Raw genomic sequence first — 18,989 nt, 5'->3', positions numbered from 1 at the left:
ATGATAACAATAGTATAAAGTAATTGTAGTGTTTTCCATTTTGGTGTTCAAATGTTAATTTGAAACATCCATTTTACATATAATCTGTATTGAAAAGAATAGTTTTTTAATTCATACGCTAATATTTTAATAATTACACAAATCTAATAATTTTTTCACTATTAATATATCCATTCAAATATTTTTTTGTAAAAATTTCACAATAATAATACATTTAATACATTAAAACATAAAATCCTCCGGAGAGCCTGAGGATTTTATATTATTTTGAATTACTCTAACTTTTCAATAAATCCGGGCCTTGCCCAATCCCTTCCTTTTCATCGACAGTAATGATATATCAGTATGAGACATTAATTTTTACTCCACTTATTGCTTTCATATTCATCAAAAAATCCCCAGATAAAAATCTGAGGATTCATGATGATATACTTTGTTACTTTTAATAAAGACGGATGGTATAATTAATAGTAAGAATCAGTCTCATTTTTTTTAAAATTTATAGGCAATATTCCAGGCAAACCCCATATTGAATTTAGCTGAACTTTTACCGAATCCCGGCACTATCATGGGTGTAATATCATCCTGTTTGGAAGTGTACACTAAATATTTTGGCTGAAGATTGACATCAATATAAAAATTGGACTCGAATAGCTGCACTCTTCCACCCAGCGTACCTTCTACCCAGGCAGAAGTTTGGGAAGACGATGGGAATGCTACAGAGGAACCGCTTCCTCCAAAACCACGCACAGGGACTGCCATATATTCCTGGTTGTAGAATGCACCGCCAATTTTACCTCCGGCATAGAAACCGTTGAATTCGTTTTCAAGATCTTTTGCGAGCATATAAAATGCACCCAGTTTTACAAAAGGACCGCTTGCTTTAGCATCATAACCGTTCTTCTGATAAACATTTTTCTCAAAACCGGCTTCTGCAATAGCATGAACATTTCCTCTCACTTTTGATGAGATAAAGCCCTGGTAAAGCTTTCTGTCTGAAAAAAAAGAAACTCCAGCATTAAGAACATCAAAACCCACCATAAAATTCGGTTTGTATTTCTCCTGAACTTTTTTGGTTTCTTTGGTCTCCTTTTTTTCCTGGGCCAGCCCCAGTATTCCTATTATGCTAAAAAAGAAGGAAAAGATTAGTCTTGTCTTCATTCTCTATTTGGTTTTGTCCTGTTTCCACTTTCAGGACAGGATTTGATTGTATTAATTCTGAACTTAAATTCTCGTAGCTTTTTTTAATCCCGCATCCCGGAGATACATATTTGGTTTTCGTTGTATAAGTAACCCGAATGTGAGATTCAGTCCCTTTATCTGCAAGCCTGAAATAAACATCTGTATAAGGTGAATCGTCTACCCTTAACGGGATCAGCCTTGAATCGATTTTCGTTAGTTTCCCTAGTTGTACTTTGCCGGAACCGTAGTCTACTGCTACATATAACGAATCTAAGGTTCTCACTTTATCGTTCGCCAGATTTTTAAAAGAAACTTTCATTCTAGGCGTACCTTCACCGCTCTCACAGATATCGTCTTCTCCGCCACAGGAGAAAAGCATTCCTATGAAGCAGATCATAACGAGAAATTTAAAGTATTTCATCTGTATATTTTTATTTTTATTGAGTCAGATGGAACTGACGTTTCATATTAAGATTTGAAATTCAAATTTAAATAAAATTATTTTTTAATCAGCAACGCTATGTTTTCAACATGGTGCGTTTGTGGGAACATATCCACAGGTAATATTTTCACCAAGGTATAATGTTCTTTCATTAAAGCTAAATCTCTTGCCTGCGTTGCAGAATTACAGCTTACATAGACTACTTTTTCAGGAGCCAGTTTCAGGATTTGCTCAACCACTTTCTGGTGCATTCCATCTCTTGGCGGATCGGTAATTAAAACATCAGCTTTTGGATGATTTTCCATAAATTCATCGTTAAAGACATTTTTCATATCTCCACAATAGAACGTTGTATTGGTAAGACCGTTTAATTCAGCATGTTCAATGGCAGCATCTATAGCTTCCTGAACAGATTCTATACCGATAACATGTTTTGCATTTCTGGCAACATATTGTGCGATGGTTCCTGTTCCTGTATATAGATCATAAACTACTTCATCACCTTTCAGATCAGCAAATTCCAATGTTTTTCTGTAAAGTTCCAATGCCTGTTTGTAATTGGTCTGAAAGAATGATTTCGGACCGATTTTAAACTTCAGCCCATCCATTTCTTCCATTAAGAATCCTTCTCCATAATAAATATTAACATTTAAATCGTAGATAGAATCGTTTTGTTTTGGATTAATGGCATACACCAACGTTTTGATCTGCGGGAATTTCTCTAATAGGTACTGGAAAAGCTGCTCTCTGTTGTTCTTCTCTTCTCTGTAAAGCTGGAATAAAACCATCCACTCTCCTTTAGAGTTTTGTCTCATCATTAAGGTTCTCAAAAAGCCTTCCTGATTTTTCACATCAAAGAAATCCAGTCCGTTGTCTACCCCAAACTTTTTCACAGCCAGACGTATCGCATTGGATGGATCTTCCTGAAGGAAACATTCTTTAAGATCTAAAATCTTACTCCACATTCCCGGAATATGGAACCCAAGGGCATCTTTGCTTCCGAAGTTTTCTTCTGAACTTATTTCATATTGAGTAAGCCATCTCGCGTTTGAGAAAGAAAACTCCATTTTATTTCTGTAAAAATACTGTTCTTCAGCGCCTAAGATCGGAACGGTTTCAAAGTCTTCAATTCCTCCGATTCTTTTGATATTATTGTATACCTCTTCCTGTTTGAAATCCAGTTGTTTTTCGTAGCTCATATTCTGCCACTTACATCCACCGCATGTCCCGAAATGAATACATTTAGGCTCTACTCTGAATGGTGAAGGCTCTACCACTTCTACGGTTTCTGCCTCATAGTATTTGGACTTGGATTTTTTCACCCTTGCATTAACAACATCTCCCGGGACTGCGCCTGAGATCAGTACTGTTTTTCCTTCTTCTGTTCTTCCTATCGCAACACCTTTTGCCCCTGCACCGAACAACTTAATATTTTCAAGAATTATATCTTTCTTCTTTCTCATCCGTAAACTCAATTTCTTTTAATGGTCGGAAGAAACCCTCCGGTCTCATTCCTAAATCTCTATTTCTATTTTTTCTAATACATCCGAAAAAACTTCCGGTTTGATTCCGCAAAAATACAATAAAAAAAACCTTATCCGAAGATAAGGTTTCCATCTATATTAAAGTTTATTATTTTGTAGGGGCAGGCTGTGGATTTGCAGGTTGTGCTGCAGGAGCCATTTGCATTCCCGGCTGCATTTGTACATTAGGTTCTGCTCTTGGTGCAGAAAGACCTGTAAGTTTATCAAGAATTGTTACAACCTCCTGCTCACCTAAGTTTACAAAAGATCTGCTGGCAATCTTCCCGTCTTTATCTACTACTACAAAGCAAGGCAGTTTGAATCCGTAAACGCCATATTTTTTAGCGATATCAGATTCCAGACCTTTTTCTCCGTAAACATTTGTTCCAGGAATTCCTTTTAATAAGGCGCTGCTTGTTTTCACAAACTGATCTTTTGTATCATCAACGTTTACAAAAACAAAGTTCATTTTTGATTTGTAGAAATTCACAACTTCTTTTAATACCGGAACTGTAGCTTCACTGATGTAAGGGTTCCAAGATGCATAGAAGAACAACATATAAGGTTTGCCTTTATTTTCAGAAAGCTGGTAAGATTTACCGTCTGCTTTTACCAATGAAGCTTCCGGAGCAGCTTCTCCTACTTTAAGTCCATTGATTGCTACCTGCATTTTCACAAGGTCAGCTTTTATAGAAGCATCTTTAATATCTGTATCAATAATTTTTTTGATTTTCTCTGTATTCTTTGCAGGAGCGCCCGGATGAATATCCTGAGCCACGACAAATGCTAAAAGATATTCTTTAGCGGTCTGTGAAATTCCTTTTCTGTCTTTCAGGAACTGTGCGAAGACTTCAGAAGTCGTAACATCTGTTTTTCCTTTAGTTTTAGCTTCTGCAAACTTTTGAAAGTCAGGGCTCATTTTCACAAGTAAATATTGTCTGTATAATGGAATTGTTTTTACCATTACATCTTTATTCTCTTCCAGTTTGGTTTCATAATCCTGGAAAGGCTTAGAAACTTTAAATGAAGGATTTCCTGACATCTGACGCTGTGCCATTTCATAATTGGCAAGAAGGTTCAGAATCGTTACTTTCACATCATTCTTTTTCCACTCAAGGATCCCTTTACCCGGATTATTTTTTTGAGCAAGATCCTCTACATTTTTGTTGATATCAGCTTCGATCTTCTGCGCTCCTTTTAGAAACGTTTTTTCGTCTCCTGCCATTAACTGCTGAATATTGATCTTACTTCCGTACTCCCCTAAAAATTTTTGGCTGGCCTGAAGGAAATCGTTGTTTTTCTTAGCATCTCCTGTTACTACGAATTCGTTTGGAAAGGTCATTGCGTTTCCAGAAATATTTAATTTCTGTCCGCCTTCAAGATAAATAAGATTTTGTCTTCCTGCATAGTTGATCACATACATTCCGTCTTTAGGAGCTTCGAAGCTTCCTGTAAAATTTCCATTTTTATCTAAACCTATATTAGCAAGTGGAAGTGTTGCTACACCGGAAGCTTCAACAAATTCAATTCTTTCGAGCGGTGAACTTCCAGCAATTTTTCCTTTTACTTCAACTTTTTTTGAACAAGACATCACAAAAGCTGTGATGATAAACAATAAAAGATATTTTTTCATTTCAATTTTAATATTACACAAAAATACCGTTTTTTACGGCTTGTTGATTAAGACTATTTATTTTTTTTGAAAATTTTATGAAAACCTATGAAAAGGGACGTTGAGAGCTTTTTCTCAGCATAAATTTTAATAGACAAAAAGAACTCTGTGAATGATAATTCTTCTTCTTTTCATAAAAAGTGCTCACCAAATATAGACTTATTAAATAAAGAATATCTTATCCTCTCAACAACTTAACAAATTTTAACAGCTAAAGGCATAGCATAAAAAAATCGCCTCCATAATGAAGACGATTTTTTATGTATTTGAATAGGTTCTATCCGTTGTCTACCATAGCAGCCATGTATTCTCTGTTCATTCTGGCGATGTTTTCAAGAGAAATTCCTTTCGGACATTCAATTTCACAAGCACCGGTATTTGAACAGTTTCCGAATCCTTCTTCGTCCATCGCTTTCACCATGTTCAGAACTCTTCTCTTAGCTTCTACTCTACCTTGCGGTAATAAAGCAAACTGAGAAACTTTAGCTCCAACGAATAACATTGCAGATCCGTTTTTACAAGTAGCTACACACGCACCACATCCGATACATGCTGCAGCATCCATTGCTTTGTCTGCATCTTCTTTAGGAACCGGAATAGCATTAGCATCCAAAGTATTACCTGAAGTATTCACTGAAATGAAACCTCCGGCAGCCATTACTCTGTCGAATGCACTTCTGTCTACCATTAAGTCTTTAATAACCGGGAAAGCAGCACTTCTCCATGGCTCGATAACGATGGTTTCACCATCTTTGAACATTCTCATGTGCAACTGACAAGTCGTGATACCTGTATCCGGACCGTGAGCTCTACCATTGATGTATAGAGAACACATTCCGCAAATTCCTTCACGACAATCGTGGTCGAAAGCAATAGGTTCTTTTCCCTCGTTAATAATATTCTCATTAAGGATGTCTAACATTTCTAAGAATGAAGAATCTGTAGAAACATCTGATATTTTATAGGTCTCAAACTGACCTTTAGTTTTGCTATTTTTCTGTCTCCAAATTTTCAGTGTAAGATGAAGGCCTTTTTTTGCACTCATAATGTTATATTTATAGGTTGGAGATTATTTGTAACTTCTCGCTTTAACTTCGATGTTGTCATAGATAAGATCTTCTTTGTGCAGAACTTCCTGTTTGATATCATCACCCTGATATTCCCAAGCTCCTACATATTTAAAGTTGACGTCATCTCTTTCTGCTTCCCCTTCCGGAGTAGCATGATCTTCTCTGAAATGCCCACCACAAGATTCGTTTCTGTGTAATGCATCGATAGCCATTAATTGTCCAAGTTCAATAAAGTCTGCTACTCTGAATGCTTTTTCAAGTTCAGTGTTCATACCTTCAACGTCTCCCGGAACTTTTACGTTTTTCCAGAAATCGTTTTTCACTTCTTCAATTTCTTTAATTGCTTCTCTTAATCCTTCAGGAGTTCTTCCCATTCCTACTTTATTCCACATAATGTTTCCTAATTGCTTATGGAAGTGGTCTACAGAATGAGTTCCTTTATTATTTAAGAAGAAATCTATTTTATCTTTAATTCCTTTTTCAGCTTCAATGAAATCAGCTGAATCTGTAGGAATAGTTCCTGTTCTGATATCTGCAGAAAGATAATCTGCAATGGTGTAAGGAAGTACAAAATATCCATCTGCAAGACCTTGCATTAATGCAGAAGCTCCCAATCTGTTGGCTCCGTGGTCTGAGAAGTTAGCTTCACCAATTACGAAACATCCAGGAATGGTAGACTGAAGGTTATAATCAACCCAAACACCACCCATGGTATAGTGAACGGCAGGATAAATCTTCATTGGAGTTTTGTAAGGATCATCAGCAGTAATCTTTTCGTACATTACAAATAGGTTACCGTATTTTTCTTCAATCCAAGCTTTTCCGAGATCGTAGATTTGCTGGTCACTAGGATTATGAATATGCTTTTCAATAGCAGCTTCTTTACCTTTTTTGATGATTTCTGTAGAGAAATCTAAGTAAACACCTTCTTTAGTATCATTATTTTCGATTCCGAAACCAGCATCACATCTTTCTTTACCCGCTCTAGACGCAACGTCACGAGGAACTAAGTTTCCGAATGCAGGATATCTTCTTTCTAAATAGTAATCTCTATCTTCTTCTTTAATATTTTCAGGTCTTAATTTACCTTCTCTGATGGCTACTGAATCTTCAATCTTTTTAGGAACCCAGATTCTTCCTGAGTTTCTTAATGATTCAGACATCAAAGTCAGCTTAGACTGCTGCGTTCCGTGAACAGGAATACAAGTCGGGTGGATCTGTACATAACAAGGGTTTGCAAAATAGGCTCCTTTTTTATGAATTTTCCATGCTGCAGAAACGTTTGACCCCATTGCATTGGTAGAAAGGAAGTATACGTTTCCGTATCCTCCTGATCCAATAACTACAGCGTGAGCAGAATGTCTTTCAACCTCACCTGTTACAAGGTTTCTTGCGATGATCCCTCTTGCTTTTCCGTCTACAATTACTAAATCTAGCATTTCGTGACGGTTATACATTTTTACTCTACCCTTACCGATTTGACGGCTTAAAGAAGAATAAGCACCTAATAATAACTGCTGACCTGTTTGTCCTTTAGCATAGAAAGTTCTTTTTACCTGAACCCCACCAAATGAACGGTTATCTAACTGTCCGCCGTAATCTCTTCCAAAAGGTACCCCTTGTGAAACACACTGGTCGATGATATTAGCAGAAACCTCAGCCAATCTGTAAACGTTTGCCTCTCTTGCTCTGTAGTCACCACCTTTGATGGTATCATAGAATAATCTGTATGTAGAGTCACCGTCACCCTGATAGTTTTTAGCAGCATTGATTCCCCCTTGTGCAGCGATTGAGTGTGCTCTTCTTGGAGAATCCTGGTAGCAGAATGCTTTTACGTTATATCCCTGTTCAGCTAATGTAGCTGCAGCAGAACCTCCTGCCAAACCTGTACCTACAACAATAATATCAATCTTATCTCTGTTGTTTGGTGCAACAAGGTTCATATGGTCTTTATGATTTTTCCATTTATCCTTTAGAGGACCAGCTGGAATTTTTGAATCTAATTTACTCATATTGGTATATTGATATTATTGAGTTACGAAGTGAAAAATTGCAATAAAAATAAAACCTGCAGGAATAAGGATTGAATACCATTTTCCAAAAGCTTTAATTACCGGAGTATATTTCGGATGTCTGGCACCAATCGACTGGAACGAAGATTGGAAACCGTGAGCCAAATGTAGTCCTAGCAAAACAAAAGAGATCACATATAAAGCGACTCTCCAAAGGTCTGCAAACTTCTCATGTAACTCCGGCCAGAAACGTTCTGCATCAGGAGCTAATCCTTCTACGTACTTGTAATTGATTTCATGTAGCCAGAAATCATATAAGTGAAGCGCTAGGAAAGCCAAAACAACTGCCCCGGAAATAATCATATTTCTGGACATCCATGAAGAGTTCACGGAAGGGTTGTTTGAAGCGTACTTTACCGGACGCGCTTTATTGTTCTTAATTTCCAGTACAAATCCCATAATGAAATGGAAAAGAACTGCAAAACCAAGAACAGGCTGCATTAAGAACTGCACAAAAGGATTATAGCCCATAAAATCTGATGCTGTATTGAATGCATCACGATTCAGGACTGATAACAAATTGGTCGTCAAATGCAGTATAAGAAAGATCAGCAAAAATAGAGCTGATAATGCCATCGCATATTTTCTACCTATCGTAGAACTCGTTAAACCTGCCATATAAGTTTAAATTTGAATTTCCCACAAAATTAAGAAATGTTAACAATATCGGGAAGTGAGAAATCTCACAATTAGCCAGTTTGTAATCTTTCTAAATAACAATCTACCGCATTATATAAGGAAAAAATGAAAAATGCCAGTTATTATTTCAAATCATACATCTTACCGTTGTACACTACTTTTTGTGCCGTGTGAGGAAAAGTCTTTATTTCCACACTCCGAATACGCCTAGAAGCACAATATGGGCTGGCTATCAATCTCACCATTTTCTTTTTATCCGCGTTTTCATCCATCCAAAAACAGGCTCTATCACCTTTTTTTACAGATAACACTTTGGTTTTATTAAAGTCATGAAGCAGCATTTCTTCTTTTTTATTTTCAAAAATATCGGATCCAGTTCTCATCATAAAAAAAACCAAAATCATGGTCAGCAGCCTGATTGAATTTTTCAAATCCACTTTTAAAAGCAATGGTTTCAACTTATAGACAATAACCGATAAAAACAAGACTTCTGCTATATTCATAGGAATTTCAGAAAAAAACAATAAATCCCATTCTGAAAACCAGTGAATAAGTTTTAATAAAACCTGGATTGATATGTCATATGCAAAATTGATCCATGTAAAATCGACCTGCAGTGCTATAAAAATTGTCATCAAAAAAGAAAATACAATGAGCAGTTCTGAAAAGGGAACAATCAGAATATTGGCAGGAATAGAAACCAAAGAAAACTGGTGAAAATAATAAAGAACCAGCGGAAGCGTCGCCAGTTGCGCGGACAGTGAGATCGTAACGGTGCTGATTATTAATTTTTTAAAATAACCATCCTGTCGGGGAAAATATTTTAAAAGAGGCTGATTCAGCCAAAAAATTCCTAAAACAGCGAGAAAGCTCAACTGAAAACCTACATCAAAAAGCTGCTGTGTATCAACAACCAGGATCATCATAGCAGATAGTGACAGTGAGTGGAGTAAATCCGGTTTTCGCTGAAGAATTACATAGACGAAATACACTGTAAGCATGATACAGGAGCGTATTACAGAGTTTCCAAAGCCTATAAATCCGGCAAACAGCCAGATAAAAGCTATACTTGAAATAACCGCATATTTCCTGAAACGCAAGGGACTGAAACGGGTCAGCAGGAAGTAAAACATCCCAAAAATAACCACGATATGGGTCCCGGAAATAGCCAGGAGATGAACCATCCCGGACCTGTTAAAATCCTGTACCGTATCAGCGTCCATTTCTGTTCTGTCTGCCAGAATAATTCCCTTCAAAAACTCCCGGGTCTTTGCAGATAATGCAGCCGTATCAATCTTTTTCAAGACTTCAAATCTCTGCTGTTGAATTCGCTCGTTCAGACTTAAATCAGTTCTAATCACTGAAGAAATACCGCTTGATATATAACATTGATATTCAATCTCTTTCCGCTGCAAATAGGCCGCGTAATCAAACTGAAAATTATGCTTTGGGGGTTTTGGTTTTGACAGATATGCCTCTGCTTTGTAATAATGTTTAAAATCCAACTCCTGATGCGTTTTGGGTATATAAAGTAGGGCATTGAAATTTTCTTCTCCGGCACGGGCATAGACTTCGTATTTTTTATTTTTCTCTGTAGAATTTAATTTCTTTGAGATCTTAAAGGTTACAGCTACTTTTTCAGAAACCGAAAGAGTATGTGACGAAAAAGTATGGAAAAAATGAAGGATTATCCCTGCTCCAAAAAACAGTAACCCCAACATTCCTGCTTTTATTTTATGCAGGAGATAAGAATGGAAGAATGTGAAGACGAAAAGCAGCAAACAGCATCCGGATACAAAATAAACGGAGTTTTTATCCACCTTCAACTGATCCTGAAAAAAAATCCCGAGGATAAAACAGATGGCCAGAATAAGAATAGGTTGCTTGTCCAATGAATGCTATTATTTACAATCAAAAAGTACTTATTTATTTGATTATTAAATAACACGGATTTTGCAGGATTTTAAATCTATCTCCCCTATTGATGAATAATATGAGGCGTGATTATTTACTATGAAATTACATTTTATATAAAAAAATAAAAGTTGCCCGCGTCAGACAACTTTATATTTTCAAATTTCCTGTAACAGCATTTTTATTCTTTACATTAAAATTTTCAATACAATTTCTTTTTCTGCGAATTAAATCTATTGATAAATTGTAATTCTTAGAATTATTTGCTTCTTAAAAATTGATCTGTTAATCTCTTCGTTTCCTTGATGTAAAACCAGGAATCTTTTCCATAATCTTCATATTTGAAATTTCCAGCTTTTTTAGGAATTGCGGGTTCTATTTGTGTCCCTTCATGCCATTCATTGAAAGAAGTGATCCCGATAAATTCCGGATTTACTCTTGCAGCAGCATTAAACATTTTTTCGTAATATTTTCCGTTTTCCCTGCTTTTGAAATTGGCTTCATTCCAGGGTCTTATTCTTGTATCTGAATAACCAGGCCCAACACATGGAATGAAAATAAGATGATGGTCTTTTGCATATTGGGAAAGGTAACTCCAATTGGAAGTGGTACTTCCAAAAACGAAACCTTCGCTGGCAAAGTAGGTGTAGAAACCATCAAAAGCTGATTTATCGAAAAAATCTGAATGCTCTTTTTCTACCCACAAGCCTATGTAAAGTCCGTCTAATTCAGTATTCCGAACTGTTTTTTCTCCATTCTCAGAAAGCAGCTTTGACCATTCTGACGGAGAAATTTTGTAGCTGTCGTATATATAATACAAGGGCTTTCCATCTTTTTTGTAAAAAGCATGGTGATGAGAATAGGTTTTGACAAGATAGGAAAGCTGATCTCTAAGTTCAGTAATGCTTTTATAAAAGGGTTCTATATGAAAAGCAATTTTCAAATCAAACTGATCGGCTATATCAAGATATTTGATGATACTTTTATCTACAAAAGGATCTTTTCCGAGCCAGCTTAAAACAACGACTCCGACACCGGATTCTTTGATCATTTTCATGTGCTTTTTAATGATCTCAGGATCATTGGAACTATAATTTCCCAAAGCCGGATAGAAATTCGCACCAATATCGTCTGCTCCCTTGTAATTTCCGAGGTTATTCCATTTTGGATTGCTCCAATGCGGTAAAACATCGTGATTCCAGTGATAATACTTCCCATCAATTGTGGGATTTCCGTACCATCCGTAATAGAAAATCTGTACGTTCTCACGGGATTTGGTATTTTGAGCAAAATTTGTCAGAAAAACACCTGTTACCAGGATGAATGCTAATAAGCTTTTAAAATTCATTTTAATAAAAATTTAAATCTACAAAAACCATCAGCATTATCAATAAGATTGTGTTTTAAACATTTAGGATGACCTCAGCAGCCTTCTCACTGGCTCCTTTTCCGCCTAATTTTTCTCTTAAAAGACTGTAATCATCCAGAATCTGATTTCTTTTCCCTCCATCTATAATTTTATTGAGCTCTTCAACCAGATTTTTGGTATTCAGCTCATTTTGGATCAGCTCTTTCACCACTTCCCGGTCCATGATCAGATTGACCAGTGAAATATACTTGATGTTTTTCACCAATCTCTTGGCAATGGCATAAGAAATTTTACTTCCACGGTAGCAAACCACTTCAGGAACATTGAGTAAGGCTGTTTCTAATGTTGCGGTTCCTGAAGTCACCAGTGCCGCTTTCGAGCATCTTAGCAAGTCGTAGGTTCTGTTGGAAACAAAATGAACGTTGTCGTCCACATATTTTTGATAGAATTCTTTTGGAAGACTTGGTGCCCCGGCAATCACAAACTGGTACTTTTTAAAATGGGGTCTCACAGAAAGCATTATTTCAAGCATTTTCTCTACCTCCTGTTTTCTGGAACCCGGGAGAAGTGCAATGATCTCCTTTTCGTTCAGTCCGCTTTCTTTTTTAAATTCTTCTGTACTGATATCTTTCAGACTGGAAATAGCATCGAGGAGCGGATGTCCCACAAAATGGGAATGAACACCATGTTTTTTATAAAAATCTTCTTCGAAGGGAAGAATGACCATCATTTCGTCTACATATTTTTTAATGGTTTCTACCCTACCTTCTTTCCAGGCCCAGAGTTGAGGAGAAATATAATAGACCACTTTAATCCCAAGTTCTTTTGCAAACCTTGCGATTCTTAAGTTAAATCCGGGATAATCGATCAGAATAAGAATATCAGGTTTATTTTTTTTAATATCCTCTTTACAGAACTTGATATTGTTCAGAATCGTCCTCAAATTCATAGCTACTTCGAGGAATCCCATAAAAGCGAGATCCCGGTAATGTTTTACCAGCGTTCCCCCTTGGGCTTTCATGAGATCACCCCCCCAGAATCTGATGTCCGCCTGCGGATCTTTCTGTAAAAGGGCTTTCATTAAATTGCTTCCATGAAGATCTCCGGAAGCTTCTCCTGCAATAATGTAATATTTCATTTCTTCCGAAATCTTTATTTGTTTTTTATGGCCATCAGGAACCTTTTGATTTCATTTTATAGAATGATTTTGAATCATGGGAGGTTTCTATGGTAAGGATAGAGAACAAATTAAGGTTTTCATGATCTTAATTTGTAAATTTGTCCAAAGATAATGATAAAAAATGTCAGAAGAATTTGAAATCCGAAATAAAGTTGCCGAAAGCGGTCTTGTCAATTTCGACCTAGCCACTCTGGTTCCTAAGGGAATAAGAAAAGGTATTGATCTTAAAGATTTTCTTTTCCAGGAAATGATCCTGAAGGAAAAAGATTTCAGGGAAAAAGTAGATGCGATAAATGTTGAGGAATATAAAGACGCATACATATACATTTACAATTCTGTGGACACTATCATCCCTTTGTGGGCTTATTTTGTGTTAACAGCTAAGCTTACGGATGTAGCTAAAAAGATTGTCTTCGGAAACCAGGAAGACCTGGAAGTTATTTTGATGCATAATGCTATCCAGACCTTCGATTTTGAAGATATGAGAGGCAAAAGAGTCCTGGTAAAGGGCTGCTCTGATAAAGAAATTCCTGAAAATGCTTATATAGAACTGGTTGAGCAACTAAAACCTCTGGTAAAATCACTAATGTTTGGTGAGGCATGCTCAAATGTTCCTATTGTAAAGAATTAGTATGAAGAAATATATATCGGCTGTACTTCTTCTGCTGATTTTTTCGGTGATTTATTATGCCGGAAGTTTTTCTAAAATACCGTTTGTAGACTCTATCGGTTTTATCCTGGATGTAGAAAAAGGCCAATGGATTACCACTTCTGCAGCTACAACACACTCTCTTTACATCAATACGGCTATTTTTATTAAAAATCTGACCGGTCTTAATGCCATTGAGGCATGCCGGTTTCTTGTTGTTTTTTGTGGGGCAGCAACGGTATCAGTCGTCTATCTCACCATTAAAAGTATTACGAAAACAGAATGGGCATCGCTCACCGCAGCCTTTGTCTTCGGATTCAGTTTTTCGTTTTGGAAAAATGCGGAAATTGTAGAGGTCTACACCTATAATTGTCTATGGCTGAGTCTTTTTTTCTTTTCAGTGATCAAAACTTTTGTAGAAAACAAAAAAACATATATTCTTTTAAGTGGATTATTCCTGGGAATCAGCCTATGGGTGCACATCGAAAATATACTGCTGATCCCGGCATTTTTAATTTTTCTTTTTTACTTTAGAAAAGAGAAAACATACATCTATGGCTCATTATTGATTTTCGGACTGTTTTTTTCATCTCTGTTCATCGTGAATATGTCACAAGGACTGCCTTTCAATTCTGTTTATAATTCTGAGTATGGAACCTGGGTGGAGGATTCTTTCAAAAAGACGTTCATTCAATATGTTAAAGATTTCTTCAAATCCATTGCTTATCTTATTTATAACTTCAACCTGTTTACCTTTTTTGGTATAACAGGCGCTTTTCTATTATACAGTTCGAACAGAAAAATATTTTTAGTATTCCTTTCCGGAGCTGTCTGTGTGTATGGCTTTTCTACATTTTATGCAGTTTCGGATAATTATGTTTTCTTTCTTCCTTTTAATATTATTTTTGCACTTTCTGTAGGATACGGGCTTTCGGCTCCAAAATATGCTGCATTGAAAAAGCTTTCATGGATATGCCTGCTCATCCCTCTGGGATATCTGGCTGTTTATAAAACTGCTTTTTTAACGGAAAAAGGAAGGGCATTCCACGAATTTAAAAAACATAAGGGAGGTCTCAATTATTTTATCCTTCCATGGATGAACAACAACGCCGGCATTCTGGAATTCACTATTGATAAAAAAACGGCTCCAGAGCCTGTAGAATGGATGACAACGATTGCCCGTGAATATATAGAGCTGATGAAAACCAAAGGATATACGGAAGAAAAACTCAGAAAACTCTAACAATTATATTTTGACAGTCCCAATTATAAAGAATTAATTTATGTTTAAAAACTTATACGCTGTATTTATATTTTTCATATTCATAGCTATTTATTATGCAGGAAGCTTCACAAGGATTCCGTTTGCAGATTGTGTAGGATTTGTACACAGTGTAGAGCTTGGTGAATACAAAACAGTAGCTACGGCTATCACACACATTCTTTACGTAAATACAGCTATTCTGCTGAAGAATATCACCGGACTGGATGGTATTGCTACCAGCAGGCTTTTAATTATTGGTTCTGCTGCTGCTACGGTATCTGTTATTTATCTTACGGTAAAAAGTATTACAAAAACAGATTGGGTGTCTATCACAGCTGCTTTTGTTTTCGGCTTCAGTTTTTCTTTTTGGCGAAATGCAGAAATTGTAGAGGTATACACCTATAATTGTCTATGGCTGAGTCTTTTCTTTTTCTCAATGGTCAAAACCTTTACCGAGCATAAAAAAAATTACATCATTTTAAGTGGACTATTTTTAGGGCTAAGTCTTTGGCTTCATATCCAAAACATATTACTTATTCCGGCCCTTCTGGTCTTTTTATATTATTTTAGAAACGAAAAAAAATATGCTTACCCTTCCCTGATTATTTTTGTGGTACTGTTCTTACTATTAACCGTTATAAATGTTTCACAAGGCCTTTCCTTTAACTCTCCCTACACTTCTGAAGGAGAGGACTGGATACAGAATACGTTTAAGAAAACACCTACACAGTATCTCATAGACTTTGTACAATCCTTTGCCTATCTGATCTATAATTTCAATATATTCGTATTCTTCGGAATCATGGGAATGATCGCATTGTATAAATCGGATAAGAAGATGTTCTTTGTATTCTTCGCCGGTGCTGTCTGCGTGTACGGATTCTCTACTTTTTATGCTGTTTCAGATAATTATGTGTTTTTCCTCCCCTTTAATATGATCTTTGCACTGTCTATCGGATATGGACTTTCATTGCCTAAATATGTCACATTAAAAAAACTCTCATGGGTATGCCTTCTCATTCCTCTGTTCTATTTTGTTTCTTATAAGGCCGCATTTTTAACAGAAAAAGGAAGAAACTTTCATGCTGCTAAAGAATACAAAGGCGGTCTTAATTATTATTTAGTTCCCTGGATGAATAACAATGTGGGTATTTTGGAATTCATTATTGATAAAAAGAAATCTCCGGATCCAATGCGCTGGATGACCAATGGAGCCAATGATTATATCAAGCTCTTAAAAAGCAAAGGATACACAGAAGAAGAGATTAAAAAACTTTAACAATAATTGTGAGTGAAAAGATTTTGCGAATCACATTTTTTGATAACTTTGATTTACTTAATACTTTAAAATAAACACAAACTATGAGTTTAATCGACCTACTTACAGGTAGTACCAGCAATCAGGTTGCTGAGCAGGCAGAAAACAAATTTGGGATCAGCAGAAACCAGATTATCGCTTTATTGGCAGTAGCTGCGCCATTGGTTATTTCTTATCTTAGAAATAAATCTCAGGATGCTAATGAAGCAGAAGCTTTAAATAACGCCCTGGATAAAGACCACGACGGAAGTATCCTTGATGATGCATCACAAGCTGAAGCAAGACAGGCTGAAGGAGGATCAATCCTTGACCACGTTTTTGGCGGACAAAAAAGTACCGTAGAAAATCAGTTGTCTCAAAATACAGGAATCTCAATTGACAAAATAGGACCTATTCTGGCCATGCTGGCTCCAGTGATCATGGGCTATATTGGCAAGGAGAAACAACAGAATAATGTAGGAGCAGGAGGTTTAGGAGACCTTTTAGGAGGGATTCTTGGAAACGCATCCAGCCAGGCTCAAACACAGCAGTCAAGTCCATTGAATGATATCCTGGGAAGTGTTTTAGGAAACGGACAGTCGCATTCCGGAGGAAACCCACTTAATGATATCCTGGGAAGTGTACTCGGCGGAGGCGGAGGACAGCAACAACAACAGGGAGGCGGCTTAGGAAGTATCCTGGGTAACCTTTTAGGAGGAAAATAATTTAATTTTGTATATCAAAAAAGGCTGAAGATTCATCTTCAGCCTTTTTTATGTTTAGCTTTTTGCTTTAGTTTCAGAAGAACCAATTGACTTAGAAGCCTTTCGTGGTCTTCTTTTACCATAACTTCCCGAATTGATTTTTCCTCTTCTGGATTTTTTGTCTCCTTTTCCCATAATGATAACTGTTTTGTTGGTTTACCACTAAATTAAAAAAAAATAATTGATCTCGTATATTTAACTTTTTAATATTCCGCTTGCGTTTAATTTTTTGATAAGATCTTCTAATCTTGCATTTGTAGCGATAAGGTCTTGCTTATCATAGTTATCGGAGGGAATACTTGGGATGTTAGATGTTAGTTTTTCTGCCTTTCTATTAATCAGCTCCCAATCAGACCAAACTCCACCATATCCATAGTAACTTCTTACATATTTTTTGTTTGATATAATTGTTGTATACTCCTGATGAATATTTCCTGTCGCAGAATCTTCACTATCATAAACTTCCAACATCCCTATTTCATTGACCGGGTAATTAACTCCCGGAGTAAAATCAGAAGGAAGAGTGACAAAAAAGATTCCGGTTTCAGTATAGCTATTTAAGTTTTCAGAACCGTCTATATAATTTTTGGATATCGTAACAGGCGATGTATAGGTCCCAAATTTTTTCCATTTTGCTGTAGCATATGTTCCCCTTTCTATACATATAGCGCCAATCCAATTATTATCCTTGTTTGAAGCTGTATTCCAAATTACAGATCCAACTGCAATATCTTCATCAAAGAAAACAACTTCTCCGTTATGCCCCGCTGTTGGTACAATATTTCCATAAAAATATCTGGCTCTTTTGGAATGATAATTTATATTGGAATCTCCAACATTCTGTCCATATTCAACATTACACTTAATGGATTTAAAAAAGATTAAATTCTTATTTCCATCTGGGCAGTTATTACCTCTTATACATCCTGAAAACAATTCATTTAAAACAACATGATAATAGCCAATACCGGTATTGTCTATACTATTATCTCCTGAAGGCCCAAAAAAATTATCTACAATATTCACTCCTTCGTCAGCAACAATTATATTAGGATTATCTGTAATTATATCTCCTTTTTTATTTCCTTCAAAATAACAGTCTCTTACATTTAAAATAGACGACCCCTTAAAATTAACTCCAAAACCACTCAATCCCTCAATAACGGAACTCTGAACAAACAACTGAACTTTGTCCAGACCAGGATATTCATAAGCTTCTATAAAGCTTTCACCTTGCTCAGCCATAACTTGATTAAATCTTATATCATAACACCCTTTATTAGCTTTAAGCCAAGTTCCCTTCCAATCTCTTATATTACAAGATTGAAAATACAACGTTTGTAAATAATCATCATTTGCTTCAAGCATCTTAATCCCAACAAATGAGCACCCAACAAATGAACATCTTAAAAATTTATTATCATCAAAAACAAATGAATTTTCTACATTTGACGTAAAATTCACTCCAATAAATTTAATTAATTGACTTATTGGCTGATATCTTATATTAATTACATTTCCTTGAGAATCTTTTATTTCTATTTCGTTAGCTAGAGAAGAAGAAAATAATGGAATATTATTAGAGGTTTTCAATTCACCACCAATTATTTTAAACCAGTTTCTACTCTTAATACCATCTACAATCCTATCGATATTAATGGTATTATCAATTCTGAAGTTACCATCAATTATCAGATCTTTTTTAGCATCTATACAAAACTTAATAGCCCTTTGTAATGCCGCAGAAGAATCTAGTATTCCTTTTTTATCTCCTCCAAAAGTTGTTAGTTTAACGCAAGTTTCTACGTTTTCAAAATATTTGTCCCCTAACTTTAAATAAAAAAATCCGTCTGCTAAAGAATCCTGCATCACCGTTCCATCTGCCCAATCTGTTGTATCCTTGTAAATACCTTCTTTGCCATTTTCGTGTAATAATACTGCCATAATTAATA

16 protein-coding genes are annotated in these 18,989 nt (G+C 36.0%); 4 read left to right on the top strand and 12 right to left on the bottom strand.

What is annotated here, in order from left to right; all coding sequences use genetic code 11:
* Positions 1-492: 492 nt before the first annotated feature.
* From NZD88_RS07480 to lpxB, 10 genes are all read right to left on the bottom strand, one after another.
* Positions 493-1,161, bottom strand: a complete 669-nt coding sequence (locus tag NZD88_RS07480; RefSeq protein WP_259828494.1) for a DUF6048 family protein — start codon at positions 1,159-1,161, stop codon at positions 493-495.
* Positions 1,127-1,603, bottom strand: a complete 477-nt coding sequence (locus NZD88_RS07475; RefSeq protein ID WP_259828493.1) for a DUF6452 family protein — start codon at positions 1,601-1,603, stop codon at positions 1,127-1,129. The genes NZD88_RS07480 and NZD88_RS07475 overlap by 35 nt, the downstream gene beginning before the upstream one ends.
* Positions 1,604-1,680: 77 nt before the next feature.
* Positions 1,681-3,087: a 23S rRNA (uracil(1939)-C(5))-methyltransferase RlmD gene (gene rlmD / locus NZD88_RS07470; protein WP_169232941.1), complete on the bottom strand. Its 1,407-nt coding sequence runs from the start codon at positions 3,085-3,087 to the stop codon at positions 1,681-1,683.
* Positions 3,088-3,256: 169 nt separating this feature from the next.
* The gene (locus NZD88_RS07465) at positions 3,257-4,780 is read right to left on the bottom strand and encodes a TlpA family protein disulfide reductase (protein WP_259828492.1); all 1,524 of its coding nucleotides are present in this window, start codon (positions 4,778-4,780) and stop codon (positions 3,257-3,259) included.
* A 316-nt stretch (positions 4,781-5,096) separates the two neighbouring features.
* Positions 5,097-5,864 (bottom strand): succinate dehydrogenase/fumarate reductase iron-sulfur subunit, encoded by a 768-nt coding sequence (locus NZD88_RS07460; RefSeq protein ID WP_034746785.1) that lies wholly within the window; start codon positions 5,862-5,864, stop codon positions 5,097-5,099.
* 24 nt (positions 5,865-5,888) lie between these two features.
* Positions 5,889-7,901: a fumarate reductase/succinate dehydrogenase flavoprotein subunit gene (locus NZD88_RS07455; protein WP_259828491.1), complete on the bottom strand. Its 2,013-nt coding sequence runs from the start codon at positions 7,899-7,901 to the stop codon at positions 5,889-5,891.
* 15 nt (positions 7,902-7,916) lie between these two features.
* The gene (locus tag NZD88_RS07450) at positions 7,917-8,579 is read right to left on the bottom strand and encodes a succinate dehydrogenase cytochrome b subunit (RefSeq protein ID WP_048508425.1); all 663 of its coding nucleotides are present in this window, start codon (positions 8,577-8,579) and stop codon (positions 7,917-7,919) included.
* A gap of 143 nt (positions 8,580-8,722) precedes the next feature.
* Positions 8,723-10,492, bottom strand: a complete 1,770-nt coding sequence (locus NZD88_RS07445; RefSeq protein WP_259828490.1) for a ComEC/Rec2 family competence protein — start codon at positions 10,490-10,492, stop codon at positions 8,723-8,725.
* Between the two features lie 281 nt (positions 10,493-10,773).
* A complete protein-coding gene (locus NZD88_RS07440; protein WP_259828489.1) occupies positions 10,774-11,862 on the bottom strand; it encodes a glycoside hydrolase family 99 protein in 1,089 nt (362 codons plus the stop codon).
* A gap of 55 nt (positions 11,863-11,917) precedes the next feature.
* Positions 11,918-13,021, bottom strand: a complete 1,104-nt coding sequence (gene lpxB, locus NZD88_RS07435; RefSeq protein ID WP_259828488.1) for a lipid-A-disaccharide synthase — start codon at positions 13,019-13,021, stop codon at positions 11,918-11,920.
* 163 nt (positions 13,022-13,184) lie between these two features.
* Here lpxB and NZD88_RS07430 point away from each other — a divergent pair, with 163 nt between their 5' ends.
* The 4 genes from NZD88_RS07430 to NZD88_RS07415 all read left to right on the top strand — a co-directional run bounded on the left by NZD88_RS07430 (position 13,185) and on the right by NZD88_RS07415 (position 16,998).
* A complete protein-coding gene (locus NZD88_RS07430) occupies positions 13,185-13,694 on the top strand; it encodes a DUF2480 family protein (RefSeq protein ID WP_259828487.1) in 510 nt (169 codons plus the stop codon).
* Between the two features lies 1 nt (position 13,695).
* Complete coding sequence (locus NZD88_RS07425) at positions 13,696-14,955, top strand: protein O-mannosyl-transferase family (RefSeq protein WP_259828486.1); 1,260 nt, start codon at positions 13,696-13,698, stop codon at positions 14,953-14,955.
* Between the two features lie 40 nt (positions 14,956-14,995).
* Positions 14,996-16,255, top strand: coding sequence for a DUF2723 domain-containing protein (locus tag NZD88_RS07420; RefSeq protein WP_259828485.1), 1,260 nt, complete (start codon positions 14,996-14,998; stop codon positions 16,253-16,255).
* Between the two features lie 83 nt (positions 16,256-16,338).
* Positions 16,339-16,998: a DUF937 domain-containing protein gene (locus tag NZD88_RS07415; protein WP_259828484.1), complete on the top strand. Its 660-nt coding sequence runs from the start codon at positions 16,339-16,341 to the stop codon at positions 16,996-16,998.
* A 54-nt stretch (positions 16,999-17,052) separates the two neighbouring features.
* On the opposite strand, the gene NZD88_RS07410 is transcribed toward NZD88_RS07415, so the two are convergent.
* On the bottom strand, positions 17,053-17,172 hold the full coding sequence (locus NZD88_RS07410; RefSeq protein WP_259828483.1) for a 30S ribosomal protein THX: 120 nt from the start codon (positions 17,170-17,172) through the stop codon (positions 17,053-17,055).
* 60 nt (positions 17,173-17,232) lie between these two features.
* Complete coding sequence (locus NZD88_RS07405; RefSeq protein WP_259828482.1) at positions 17,233-18,981, bottom strand: hypothetical protein; 1,749 nt, start codon at positions 18,979-18,981, stop codon at positions 17,233-17,235.
* Positions 18,982-18,989: the final 8 nt, after the last annotated feature.

It is taken from the genome of Chryseobacterium pyrolae, assembly GCF_025153485.1.
Lineage (GTDB): Bacteria > Bacteroidota > Bacteroidia > Flavobacteriales > Weeksellaceae > Chryseobacterium > Chryseobacterium antibioticum.
This window is presented reverse-complemented; position numbering and strand designations above follow the sequence as displayed.

What these genes read in the sequence shown, in the direction of transcription:
- NZD88_RS07460 (WP_034746785.1), bottom strand. Translation starts at nt 5,864, where the DNA reads ATGAGTGCAAAAAAAGGCCTTCATCTTACACTGAAAATTTGGAGACAG.
- NZD88_RS07405 (WP_259828482.1), bottom strand. Translation starts at nt 18,981, where the DNA reads ATGGCAGTATTATTACACGAAAATGGCAAAGAAGGTATTTACAAGGAT.
- NZD88_RS07475 (WP_259828493.1), bottom strand. Translation starts at nt 1,603, where the DNA reads ATGAAATACTTTAAATTTCTCGTTATGATCTGCTTCATAGGAATGCTT.
- NZD88_RS07415 (WP_259828484.1), top strand. Translation starts at nt 16,339, where the DNA reads ATGAGTTTAATCGACCTACTTACAGGTAGTACCAGCAATCAGGTTGCT.
- NZD88_RS07480 (WP_259828494.1), bottom strand. Translation starts at nt 1,161, where the DNA reads ATGAAGACAAGACTAATCTTTTCCTTCTTTTTTAGCATAATAGGAATA.
- NZD88_RS07420 (WP_259828485.1), top strand. Translation starts at nt 14,996, where the DNA reads ATGTTTAAAAACTTATACGCTGTATTTATATTTTTCATATTCATAGCT.
- lpxB (WP_259828488.1), bottom strand. Translation starts at nt 13,021, where the DNA reads ATGAAATATTACATTATTGCAGGAGAAGCTTCCGGAGATCTTCATGGA.
- NZD88_RS07440 (WP_259828489.1), bottom strand. Translation starts at nt 11,862, where the DNA reads ATGAATTTTAAAAGCTTATTAGCATTCATCCTGGTAACAGGTGTTTTT.
- NZD88_RS07465 (WP_259828492.1), bottom strand. Translation starts at nt 4,780, where the DNA reads ATGAAAAAATATCTTTTATTGTTTATCATCACAGCTTTTGTGATGTCT.
- NZD88_RS07455 (WP_259828491.1), bottom strand. Translation starts at nt 7,901, where the DNA reads ATGAGTAAATTAGATTCAAAAATTCCAGCTGGTCCTCTAAAGGATAAA.
- rlmD (WP_169232941.1), bottom strand. Translation starts at nt 3,087, where the DNA reads ATGAGAAAGAAGAAAGATATAATTCTTGAAAATATTAAGTTGTTCGGT.
- NZD88_RS07425 (WP_259828486.1), top strand. Translation starts at nt 13,696, where the DNA reads ATGAAGAAATATATATCGGCTGTACTTCTTCTGCTGATTTTTTCGGTG.
- NZD88_RS07450 (WP_048508425.1), bottom strand. Translation starts at nt 8,579, where the DNA reads ATGGCAGGTTTAACGAGTTCTACGATAGGTAGAAAATATGCGATGGCA.
- NZD88_RS07410 (WP_259828483.1), bottom strand. Translation starts at nt 17,172, where the DNA reads ATGGGAAAAGGAGACAAAAAATCCAGAAGAGGAAAAATCAATTCGGGA.
- NZD88_RS07430 (WP_259828487.1), top strand. Translation starts at nt 13,185, where the DNA reads ATGTCAGAAGAATTTGAAATCCGAAATAAAGTTGCCGAAAGCGGTCTT.